The sequence below is a fragment of the Petrotoga sp. HWHPT.55.6.3 genome (genome assembly GCF_002895495.1).
Lineage (GTDB): Bacteria > Thermotogota > Thermotogae > Petrotogales > Petrotogaceae > Petrotoga > Petrotoga mobilis.
Genome location: NZ_AZRJ01000004.1, coordinates 67,846 through 78,965, shown reverse-complemented (window position 1 = coordinate 78,965; position 11,120 = coordinate 67,846). Strand labels below are relative to the sequence as shown.

Here is an 11,120-nt window from a genome sequence, read left to right as displayed (position 1 = left end):
ACCATATTTGACAAAGAGCCAAAAAACCTTGACATCTCATAATTTTTATGATAATATATTTCAGGTTTGAGATAATGCCCCCATCGTCTAGCGGCCCAGGACATTGGCCTTTCACGCCAAAGGCACCAGTTCGAATCTGGTTGGGGGCGCCATCATATTAAGAAGGGTGTTTAGCTCAGCGGGAGAGCGTCTGCCTTACAAGCAGAAGGTCGCAGGTTCAAATCCTGCAGCGCCCACCATGTTTATGGATGGGCAGGTAGCTCAGTCGGTAGAGCAACGGACTGAAAATCCGTGTGTCGGCAGTTCGATTCTGCCCCTGCCCACCATAATATTTTTTTAGTAGCATGTTACATATATTGAAAAGGCAGCCGTTTTGGTTGCCTTTTTTTGTTTGGTACTGGAGATTATGACTTATATCTCATCTCTGCATATTTTGATTTGAAACCAAGCTTTTCGTACAATTTTCTTGCCGGGTTATCGTACTCCACATGCAAAGATATATCCCCGTTACATCGACTAATTGTTTCTTTTAAAAGGTTACTACCAATCCCCTTACCTCTACAATCTTTATCAACAGCTATGTAGACAAGGACATGCTCAGGGATATATCCTTCCATACCCGTGTCGTTAACAACAACAGAACCCGTGATGCGCTCGGCATTATAGAGTACCAAAACAAACCCACCTTTTCCTTTATCTTTAGAAAAGGCGTAATCGATGGAATTAATAATATCTTCTAGAGGATCACCATACCTTCCCAAATTCTCTATTAAGAACTCTGCTATTTCTAATTTGGTGAACTCAAAATCGTCATCTAATAGATCTTCCTTTGAGTCCAGTTCTTTCAATGATAAGTTGAATGAATCGAAATTAAAAGTCTTTTGCATTTTGTATCCACCTCCAAAATACATTATACCACAGTTAAGCTTATATACAAAATGTGGATGAATAGGACTTTACTTTATACGACTAATAGATGTGGGGTTATCCAAAGGTAAGTTCAAAAAAATTCAGGAGGCTTAAAAGCCTCCTGAATTTTTAATTTTCTGGATCGTCTACTGGAGTTGTTGCTCCTGCAGTTGCTCCTGGGTTTTGATTTTGATAAATATATTGACCTACCTTCATAATCTCTTGTTGTAATTCGTCTTTAACTATCTTAATTTTACCGACGTTATCTTCCTCTAAAGCTTGCTTTAATTCTTTTGTTTTTTCTTCAATGTTGATTTTTAAATTATCGGGTATTTTATCTCCATTTTCACGTAATAATTTTTCTGTTTGATAGATTAAATCATCTGCTTGGTTTCTCAACTCAACCTTTTCTTTTACCTTTTTGTCTTGTTCCTCATACTCTCTTGCTTCTTTCATCATCCTATCTATTTGGTCTTTGTCGAGCTTGTGTCTTCCAGTTACAACCATAGATTGCTGCCTTTGAGTTCCTAGATCCTTTGCGGATACACTTACTATTCCATTAGAATCAATGTCAAAAGTAACTTCTATTTGAGGAACTCCTCTTGGTGCAGGGGGAATACCTGTTAATGTAAAACTCCCTAAGAAAAAATTATCTCGTGCCAAAGGTCTTTCTCCCTGGTAAACTCTTACTTCAACTTCCGTTTGTCCATCAACAGAGGTCGTAAAAACTTTAGATTTTTTCACAGGGATTTTGTTGTTTCTTGGTATAATAACTTCCATTAAACCTCCTTTAACTTCAACACCTAAGGATAAAGGAGTAACATCTACTAAAACTAAATCTCTTTCTGTTTCTCCTACCATTATAGAAGCTTGAACACTTGCTCCAACTGCTACTGCTTCGTCTGGGTTAACATTCTTAGAAGGATCTTTTCCAAAATAATCTTTAACCAATTTTTGAACTGCTGGTATCCTCGTTGAACCACCTACAAGTAAAACGTCGCTTATGTCTTGTGGGGAAAGTTTAGCATCCCGCATTGCGTTCTCAATGGGCACTCTTGTTGATTCTATTAAGTCTCCAATGAGTTCTTCTAATTTAGTTCGTGTTAGTTTCTTTTCTAAGTGAACAGGTTGACCATCCACAACCGTAATGAAAGGTAAATTTATATCCGTTTCCAATTTACTTGATAATTCTATCTTAGCAGATTCAGCTGCTTCTTTCAATCTTTGAAGTGCTTGCTTATCTTTTCTTAAATCAACCTTATACTCTTTCATAAATTCATCAGCTAACCAGTCGATTATTCTTTGATCAAAATCGTCTCCACCTAGATGATTGTTCCCCGAAGTAGCGATAACCTCTATGATATCTTCTCCTATATCTAAAATGGAAACATCAAATGTTCCACCACCAAGATCATATACAACTATTTTTCTCTCTTCTTTTGATCGATCGAGACCAAAAGCTATTGAAGCCGCTGTTGGTTCGTTTATTATTCTTAGAACCTCTAATCCTGCAATTTCCCCTGCTTCTTTGGTAGCTTGCCTTTGAGCATCGTTGAAATAAGCAGGAACAGTAATAACGGCCTTTTTGATCTTTCCTCCTAAATATTCTTCTGCATCTTTAACCAGCTTTTTAAGTATGAACGCACTAATCTGTTGAGGTGTATACACCTTATCATCGATTCTTACTGTGTAGTCACTTCCCATGTACCTTTTTATGGAGCGAACAGTTCTATCGGAATTTAAAATAACTTGCCTTTTAGCTGGTTCACCTACTAATATCTGACCATCTTTAGTAAAAGAAACAATAGAAGGTGTGGTCCTTTTACCTTCCGCATTGGGTATTACTTCAGGGTTACCATCGGGTTTTACCCAAGCGATAGCTGAATAAGTGGTACCTAAGTCTATACCTACAACATATTCTTTTGTACTCATGAAAATACCCCCTCACTAAAACTTTTTTATTTCTAAATGTGTATTTGTTATTTGACTCTAGTACTATTATAATTCAAACAATCGTTTTTTTCAAGTGATTTATTAAGTTAAGAGAATACATATAATATCTATGATAAAGTGCTTATAAGCTAGCTAAATTTAAACGCAATCAAAAATTATATCACTCTTAATCTAAGAGTGAAAATAATATTTTGGTTTTCGATCTTGGAAGAGATCGTTGTATTCATTAATACGTTTATTTTGAGATTTCCTTTCATCTATTTCTGCTGTTTGAATAAAATCACCTTGCTCTGGTAATCTAAAAAGCACCTCTCCATCAGGTGAAGTCACTTGACTTTTACCCGTGAAAGAATACTCTATTTCACCGTTGATCTGGGTTCCCCAAATATTTGATGTGGCAATATAAATCTTGTTTTCTAAAGATCTAATTTTATTGGCTTCTTGACAATATGGTAAGACTAAATTGGCTGGATGCAAAATTAAATCTGCACCTAATAAAGCCAATGTTCTAAAGGATTCCGGAAAGTACCAATCAAAACAGATGGCAACTCCAACATTTATTCCGTTAATATTATCCACCCAAAAACCCGTGTCCCCCGGGGTAAAAAACAGTTTCTCTCTGAAAAACAAGTGAGTCTTTCTATATATTTTATATGTCCCATCACTTTTGATCAAAATTGATGAATTATAATACTTACCTTCATACTTCTCGTTAAAACCATATACTACACTTACACCAGTATCTTTAGAAAATTCCTTAAAAGTTTTAAAGGCGTATCCGATCCCATCTAAAGGCGACTCGTAAGTTTCTTCTACTTCTTTTTTAGAGGAAAAAGCATAACCGGTAAAAGCTAATTCTGGAAAGACTATAAAATTGCTATCGACTCCTTCGATAATCTTCATTACCTTATTTACATTTTTCTCGATCTCAAATAGTTCTGGTTTGAATTGAACTACGCTAACTTTAAACATTTTTCAACCTCCTCTTCACTCACCCATTTACTCTACTCCAATGCACATTATATAATAAAAAGAAGAAAACTTTTGCCAACTATTTAAAATTATTGTATAATGTTAATTGTCGATTCTAAAAAACCAATTAGACAAAAGAGGGGTTTAAAAATTCTTTATAAATTTAGATATTCAAAAATTCTCTACCTGCTACCTCTAATTTTTGTTTTATTTTTATTCATATTGGGTAATTATGTGTACAGTCTTTATCCGAAAGGTATTATTGCTTATATATTTCTTGGAATAATAGTTACACTTTTATTTTATTCCATTAGAAAATTCATGCGATATCCTATTATTTATGATCAAAATAACAAAACCTTTTACGTTATCACCTCCGTATTTTCAGAAAAATATGAACATTTCAGTAAATCCTCCATAAAAGAAACGGTTATAACTTCCAGAAAAATAATAATAATTTTAAAAGATAAAACAATTATTTTGCCTAAGTATATAAAAGAACGAGATAAACTCATTTCTATTTTAAAAGGGGATAAACTTGAAGGGTAGAGAAACGGCAGCATATATAAATATTGATAAATACTTAGAAAATTTAAATTATATACAAAATCAAACAAAAGCGCATATCATACCAGTTTTAAAAGCAAACGCTTATGGACATGGTATGTTGCCTTTGGCAATGCAAGTATTTAAAGAAGGTTATAGTATGTTGGCTGTTGCTTATTTGGAAGAAGCTTTAGAAATCTTAAACCGGGGGATACACCTCCCAATTTTAATCTTTAATTACTTTAGCCCAGATGATTTTAAAGAATTATTGGAATTCGCTCATTTTTTAAGGCCAACAATTACTTCTTCTACATTTTTAGAAAAAGTATGTGATATACTAGGAAAAGATGTTGATAAATTTAAGTTCCATATCAACGTGGATACTGGAATCAACAGAATTGGCATAAAAGAGGAAAAATTACCTCAATTAATAAAGTTGATCAAAGATAGAAACATTCAAATAGAAGGCGTTTATTCTCATTTTGCCAATGCAGATGAAAAAGATGATTTTACCAGAGTTCAATTTGAAAAATATAAGGGGTTATTGGATTATATAATTGGTTCAGGCATAGATGTTGAAAAAAAACATATTTCTAATAGTGCTGCTGCCCTTTTTTTCCCAGAATTCGCTTTAGATTATGTGAGGCCAGGCATTGCCACTTATGGCTTACAACCATCTACAACTTATAAAATAGATCAATTAAAACCTATTTTGGAACTAAAAAGCATTGTCGCGAACATTCAAAACCTTCAACCGAATGATACTATCGGTTATGGACGAACTTACGAAGTGCAAAAAAGGATGAAAACCGCTATTGTTCCTATAGGGTATGCAGATGGTTATTTTAGAGCCCTTTCCAACAAAGGAGAAGTTTTAATTAACGGAAAGCGATCTAAAATATTAGGAAGGGTATCTATGGATCAAATAGTTGTGGACGTTACTGATAATAATGTATCACTAGGTGATGAAGTTGTAATCATTGGGAGGCAAAAATACGATCAAATAACCGCAGAAGAAGTAGCTGAAAACGCTTCTACTATAAACTATGAAGTAACCTCAAGAATAGCTCAAAGGGTTCGGCGGATTTACATTAAGGGAGGAAAATATTTTGAATGAAGAATATTCTTTGGGAGATATAATAAAAGATAATCCGTTTCAACCAAAGGCAGCTGTAGAAAATATTACTTTAATATCTGATTTAAAACCCACTGAAGACGCAGAAGTAGAAGGTAAAGTTGTGAGCAAAAAGCTTCAAAAAACAAAAAATGACAAAACGTTTTTATTGTTTACAATTGCCGATAAAAGTCAGTCCATTAGAGCTATCGATTGGTATAACGCAGAAGCAAACAATAACAAGATTCAAATTGGAGACGTTATAAAAGTAAAGGGGAAAATAGTTTACTTTGAAAATAGGCTTCAAATCAATATTAGTAACGAGACCAATTCAGTGCAAAAGATCAACATAACGAATATCAACCCCGAAAAGTACTTGCTATTTTCTAATAATGATCTATCAAAGTTAACAACTAAACTCGAACAATACATACAAGCCGTTGAAAATGAAGGTATCAGATCTTTATTGAAACAGATCTTTTTGGTTAATTCAAAATTAAGAGAATCCTTTCTTTTTTCTCCAGCTGCAGTGGAAGTACATCATGCCTATCCTGGAGGTTTATTGGAACATACTGTAATGGTTACTGAACTATCTTTAAGATTGTATGATCTTTATAACGAAGATAATGAGATATGCATCAATAAAGATATTATAATAGCTGGATCACTGTTGCACGATATAGGGAAAATAGAAGAATACGTTATAAAACCCAGTGGAATAGAAAAAACTGAACTAGGTGAATTAATTGGACACATACATCTGGGAACAAAAATAGTGTACGAAGAGTCAAAAAAAATAAATCCAAAAATAAAAGAATCAGATCTTAACCATATAATACACATCATCCTCTCCCATCATGGAGAAATAGAATATGGAAGTCCTGTAGTCCCAAAAACCATCGAATCATTCATAATTGGTTTAAGTGATAATGTCGACTCCAAAATCGCTCAAGTTAAAGACAATATTAGAAATACCTTACAAATAAATAAAGATCAAAGTTGGAGTGAATACGATAAAAGGCTGGCACGTAAGATAAAAATAGAAAAATACTAGCGGGAGGTAATTCAATTAATGCCCAAAAAAAGCACTAAATCCAAAGGAAATAGTGAAGAAAGTAAATACGTAGTAATAGTAGAATCCCCGTCAAAAGCAAAAACAATAGAAAGATATTTAGGAAAGGAATACAAAGTAATAGCTTCAAAAGGTCATATACGCGACTTACCTAAAAAAGAGTTTGGAGTTGATATCGAACACGACTTTGAACCTATCTTTCAAGTGATTCCCGGTAAAGAAAAGGTTATACAAGAAATCAAGAAAGAAACAAAAGGGAGAAAAGTATTACTAGCATCGGATATGGACAGAGAGGGAGAAGCTATAGCATGGCATCTTTCTCAGATTTTAGATCTTGATCCAAAAGAGAAAAATCGAATTATATTCTCAGAAATAACAAAAAATGCAATAAAAAATTCAATAAGTAATCCTCAAAGTTTAGACTTAAAAAAAGTAGATGCTCAAATAGCTAGGAGAATCTTGGACCGATTGGTAGGATATAAAATTTCACCTTTGGTTTGGAAAGTATTAAAAGATTACAAAACAAGCGCGGGAAGGGTTCAATCTGCAGCATTGAAATTGATAGTGGATAAAGAAAGAAAAATTTTTATCTTCAAACCAAAAAAATACTTCAATATCTATCTTGAGTACAAAGGTCAAAATATACCTTTAACAAAAGAAGACGGTAAAAAAATAAAACCCGAAAGCATAACAAAAATAAAAAAAGACCAGATCTTCGAATATTTGAAAGACAAGGATTTTAAACTGGTGAACGTAGAAGAAAAAGAATCAATAAGAAAACCCCCATTACCATTCATTACAAGTACGCTACAACAAGCAGCGGTTTCGACTTTTAACTGGGCTTCATCTAAAGTAATGAAAATCGCTCAAGAGTTGTATGAAGGTGTGGAAACCTCTGAAGGAAGTATTGCGTTTATTACTTATATGAGAACTGATTCTACACGAGTTTCAAATGAAGCTCAACAGGCTGCTATTAACTATTTGGAAAAAAATTATGGAAAAGATTACGTTGGACATTACTTATCAAAAAACAAAAAATCCAATGTTCAAGATGCTCACGAGGCTATAAGGCCTACAGACATCAACATGGATGTCAACAATGCAAAAAGGTTAATTTCATCAGACCATTTGAAATTGTACACCCTTATTTGGAATAGATTCATGGCCTCTCAATCAGCTCCATCAAGATATTTAGAAAAAACATACACTATTGAAGACAACACCAACAAATACGCATTTGAAATAACGTCCAAAAAATGTATCTTTGATGGATTTGAGAAATTCTGGAATCCTAACAATAAAGAAGTTAATTTTGAAATAGGTAAAAATGATAAGATCACATATGACCAATTAAAATTCGAAGAAAAAGAGACTAATCCTCCAAATAGATATACGGAGGCAACATTGATAAAAGAATTAGAATCTAAAGGTATTGGAAGGCCATCAACATACGCAACCATAATATCCACACTTTTGCAGCGGAAATACGTATCCAAAATAGCAAAAAGTACCTTGAGGCCTACAACTACTGGTTTTGTAGTAACTGACTTTTTGGAAACATATTTCCCAGAAATAGTCGACGTAAAATTCACTGCGAACATGGAAGAAGACCTTGATAAGATAGAAGACGGAAAAAACAAAAGTAAAGTCGTTCTAGAGCAGTTTTACAAAGAGTTTGAGACATTCCTTTCGACTGCATCTAACAACATCAAAAATAAAAAAGAAATTTTACACTACGAAAGTGATGTCCCTTGTGAAAAATGTGGGAAAAATATGAAATTAAATTTTGGGAGATATGGTCTATATTTATCTTGTGAAGAATGCAAGGAAACTCAGAAAATCCCAGCGGAATCATTTGGAGTAACAATTAAGGAGAAATTATACATAAAAGAATATCTACAAGAAACTTTAAAAATAGACAAAGAAGAGAATAAAATAGATGAAAAATGCCCCATTTGCGGTGGAGATCTCATATTGAAACACGGGAAATTCGGAGAATTTATTGCATGCAGTAATTACCCAGAATGTAAATACACTCGGAATGTGAAAGCGCGAGGGAAATGTCCCAACTGTGGAGGTGACATCGTAAAATTAAAAAGCAAAAAAGGAAAAACTTATTTCAAATGTAATTCTTGTAGTACCATGTATTGGAATGAGCCTTCAGAATACAGTTGCCCCAACTGTGGAGAAACCCTTTTTTACAAAACCTCAAAAGGAAAAGAAAAGTTATACTGTGAAAAAGACAAAGCATACTTTGACATTGAAGAAATCAAACAACTAACAAAATAAACAGACAAAGTAAAAAAGGAGAAAAAACGATGTACATCCCAATCATTACAGGTGGGAAATCTAAAGAGAGAGAAATTTCCTTAACAAGCGCAAAAAATGTTTTTAATTCTATAAGTAATTTAGGTTATAAACCAGTAATCTTAGATTTAATAGATGATGATTTTATAAATAAAATTCAAAATTATAAATTCGCCTTCAACGTGGTACATGGAGATTACGGAGAAGACGGAAGATTACCTTCCTTATTAGAAATCTTAGGAATAGACTACACATGTTCAAACCCTGAAACATGTATAGCCACATACGATAAATTTATATTCTACTCTCTATTTAAAAATTATATACAAATGCCTCAGACAACCCTAACCAACAAATTGATATTACCGCCCTTTGAATACCCTTTCATCATCAAACCTAGAAAAAGTGGATCGAGTAAAGGAGTATACATCATTCACAACGAAAATGAATACAAATTCTATTTAGAAAAAGATTTGAAAGAATTTCAGGAAGTTCTGGTTCAAGAATATATAAAAGGCCGGGAAATAACGATATCTTATATTCAGAAAAATGAAGAGTTCATATTACTACCAATTCTTGAAATTATTCCAAAAAAAGAATTCTATGACTATGAAGCAAAATATACTAACGGGTTAACGGAACTCAAGCCACAGCTTAATTCACCCGAAAAAATCATACAAAAAATAAATGAAATAGGGAATCACGTTATGCAAACACTCACTTTTAAAGACATGTTTCGGATCGACGCCATCTTAAAAGACGATGAAGTTTACGTTTTGGAAATAAATACTGTGCCTGGTTTAACAGAATTAAGTGATCTTCCTACATCCGCACTAGCTGCTGGAATTAGCTTTGATGAGTTAATAAATATAATAATTAAAAACCATGTTGCGCGGGTTGCAGGGTGAAAGAGTAAAAAGCTCTTTTCCTTATGGTTTGCTGTATTATGCAAAGTAGGTCTTTAAATGATTTTGACGTAGAACTTGGGGTTTTTAAGGGGTTACCCCTTAATGCACGGGCGAAGGGGCGCTATAAAAAACACAAAAATGTGACTGCAAGGAGGAAAAATAATTTATGGATTTTCATGGGACAACAATATTAGGAGTAAAAAGAAACGGAAAAACTGTAATATGTGGTGATGGACAGGTAACAATGGGAGAAACAATCTTTAAAGGTAACGCCAAAAAAGTGCGAAGATTAGGCGAAGGAAAAGTAATATCAGGTTTCGCTGGATCCGTAGCCGATGCCTTGGCTTTGTATGAAAGATTTGAAGGAAAGTATAAGTCTTCACATGGCAATCTTATGAAAGCAGCTGTGGAACTGACCAAAGAATGGCGTATGGACAAAGCACTTAGAAGACTTGAAGCATTATTATTAGTCGCCGACAAAGAAAATATCTTTCTAATTTCAGGCAATGGCGAAGTAATGGAACCACAAGAAGATGCAATCGCAATTGGCTCCGGTGGACCTTATGCTTATGCTGCAGCAATGGCTCTATTGAGAAACACAGACTTAGATGCTGAAGAAATCGCTCAAAAAGCAATAAAAATTGCTGGTGAAATTTGTATTTATACGAACGATAATATCACCATGGAGATTATAGAATGAGTGAACAAATTTTAGCTATTCCCACAAAAAAAATGGACGAAAAAATATCTTCGAACAATGACAATTTTTTTAAAATAAAATTCAGCGATTTTGTGGAAATATTAGAAAGTGGTAATTTCTATGAAAGAAATGCACTCGAAAACGATTATAATTACAAACAAATCATACCTTATGTTGTGTTCAGAAACTTCCAAGACGAGATTTTAGTTTTAAAAAGGACACAAAATCAAGGAGAAAAAAGACTTCATAACAAAATATCGATAGGGATAGGGGGTCACATAAACAAAGGAGATAATGGTATTACTATGGAACAAACTTTTTTCAACGGGATGGATCGAGAAATTAACGAAGAATTATGGATTACCAATTCATATAAATATGTTTACAAAGGAATAATCAATGATAACGATGAAGATGTATCCAAAGTTCATTTAGGTGTTCTTTTCGTCGGATTCATCGATTCTGCTAAGATTAAAGAAGAAGATAACTTTGAGAGCACTTGGATGAAAAAAGAAGAAATCGTAAATTTAAAAGATGTGAATTTTGAAGGTTGGACAAAAATTGCTTTAAATAACTTGTAAGTTCCCTTCCTTAAATGGGTGCAGCCAACTACCCTTAAGGGACAGAGGGTCTCAGCTG

10 protein-coding genes and 3 tRNA genes are annotated in these 11,120 nt (G+C 33.6%); 10 read left to right on the top strand and 3 right to left on the bottom strand.

The annotated features are described in order from the left end of the window. Positions 1–76 precede the first annotated feature (76 nt). The 3 genes from X926_RS01510 (at position 77) to X926_RS01500 (ending at position 326) form a co-directional block, all read left to right on the top strand. A tRNA-Glu gene (locus tag X926_RS01510) sits at positions 77–152 on the top strand. 12 nt (positions 153–164) lie between these two features. Next, positions 165–239: transfer RNA gene (locus X926_RS01505), tRNA-Val, on the top strand. Positions 240–250: 11 nt separating this feature from the next. Beyond that, positions 251–326: transfer RNA gene (locus tag X926_RS01500), tRNA-Phe, on the top strand. Between the two features lie 78 nt (positions 327–404). On the opposite strand, the gene X926_RS01495 is transcribed toward X926_RS01500, so the two are convergent. From X926_RS01495 to X926_RS01485, 3 genes are all read right to left on the bottom strand, one after another. Then, on the bottom strand, positions 405–887 hold the full coding sequence (locus tag X926_RS01495) for a GNAT family N-acetyltransferase (protein WP_103064707.1): 483 nt from the start codon (positions 885–887) through the stop codon (positions 405–407). Between the two features lie 151 nt (positions 888–1,038). After that, on the bottom strand, positions 1,039–2,841 hold the full coding sequence (gene dnaK / locus X926_RS01490) for a molecular chaperone DnaK (protein WP_012209440.1): 1,803 nt from the start codon (positions 2,839–2,841) through the stop codon (positions 1,039–1,041). 192 nt (positions 2,842–3,033) lie between these two features. Then, the gene (locus X926_RS01485; RefSeq protein WP_012209439.1) at positions 3,034–3,834 is read right to left on the bottom strand and encodes a nitrilase-related carbon-nitrogen hydrolase; all 801 of its coding nucleotides are present in this window, start codon (positions 3,832–3,834) and stop codon (positions 3,034–3,036) included. Between the two features lie 234 nt (positions 3,835–4,068). Between X926_RS01485 and X926_RS01480 the strand changes: the two genes are divergently transcribed. From X926_RS01480 to X926_RS01450, 7 genes are all read left to right on the top strand, one after another. Further along, a complete protein-coding gene (locus tag X926_RS01480) occupies positions 4,069–4,383 on the top strand; it encodes a hypothetical protein (protein ID WP_123821421.1) in 315 nt (104 codons plus the stop codon). Beyond that, a complete protein-coding gene (gene alr, locus X926_RS01475) occupies positions 4,373–5,497 on the top strand; it encodes an alanine racemase (protein ID WP_012209437.1) in 1,125 nt (374 codons plus the stop codon). The genes X926_RS01480 and alr overlap by 11 nt, the downstream gene beginning before the upstream one ends. After that, positions 5,490–6,548, top strand: coding sequence for a 3'-5' exoribonuclease YhaM family protein (locus X926_RS01470; protein ID WP_012209436.1), 1,059 nt, complete (start codon positions 5,490–5,492; stop codon positions 6,546–6,548). Before alr ends, X926_RS01470 begins: the two co-directional genes overlap by 8 nt. Positions 6,549–6,566: 18 nt before the next feature. After that, positions 6,567–8,855: a type I DNA topoisomerase gene (gene topA / locus X926_RS01465; RefSeq protein ID WP_103064706.1), complete on the top strand. Its 2,289-nt coding sequence runs from the start codon at positions 6,567–6,569 to the stop codon at positions 8,853–8,855. Between the two features lie 29 nt (positions 8,856–8,884). Next, on the top strand, positions 8,885–9,781 hold the full coding sequence (locus X926_RS01460; RefSeq protein WP_012209434.1) for an ATP-grasp domain-containing protein: 897 nt from the start codon (positions 8,885–8,887) through the stop codon (positions 9,779–9,781). Positions 9,782–9,947: 166 nt separating this feature from the next. Continuing rightward, positions 9,948–10,481: an ATP-dependent protease subunit HslV gene (gene hslV, locus X926_RS01455; protein WP_012209433.1), complete on the top strand. Its 534-nt coding sequence runs from the start codon at positions 9,948–9,950 to the stop codon at positions 10,479–10,481. Beyond that, positions 10,478–11,062, top strand: a complete 585-nt coding sequence (locus X926_RS01450) for an NUDIX domain-containing protein (RefSeq protein ID WP_012209432.1) — start codon at positions 10,478–10,480, stop codon at positions 11,060–11,062. The genes hslV and X926_RS01450 overlap by 4 nt, the downstream gene beginning before the upstream one ends. Positions 11,063–11,120 lie beyond the last annotated feature (58 nt).

Bases quoted from the DNA above. Each gene is read 5' to 3' on its own strand.
- X926_RS01495 (WP_103064707.1), bottom strand. From the start codon at position 887: ATGCAAAAGACTTTTAATTTCGATTCATTCAACTTATCATTGAAAGAA.
- dnaK (WP_012209440.1), bottom strand. From the start codon at position 2,841: ATGAGTACAAAAGAATATGTTGTAGGTATAGACTTAGGTACCACTTAT.
- X926_RS01485 (WP_012209439.1), bottom strand. From the start codon at position 3,834: ATGTTTAAAGTTAGCGTAGTTCAATTCAAACCAGAACTATTTGAGATC.
- topA (WP_103064706.1), top strand. From the start codon at position 6,567: ATGCCCAAAAAAAGCACTAAATCCAAAGGAAATAGTGAAGAAAGTAAA.
- X926_RS01460 (WP_012209434.1), top strand. From the start codon at position 8,885: ATGTACATCCCAATCATTACAGGTGGGAAATCTAAAGAGAGAGAAATT.
- hslV (WP_012209433.1), top strand. From the start codon at position 9,948: ATGGATTTTCATGGGACAACAATATTAGGAGTAAAAAGAAACGGAAAA.
- X926_RS01450 (WP_012209432.1), top strand. From the start codon at position 10,478: ATGAGTGAACAAATTTTAGCTATTCCCACAAAAAAAATGGACGAAAAA.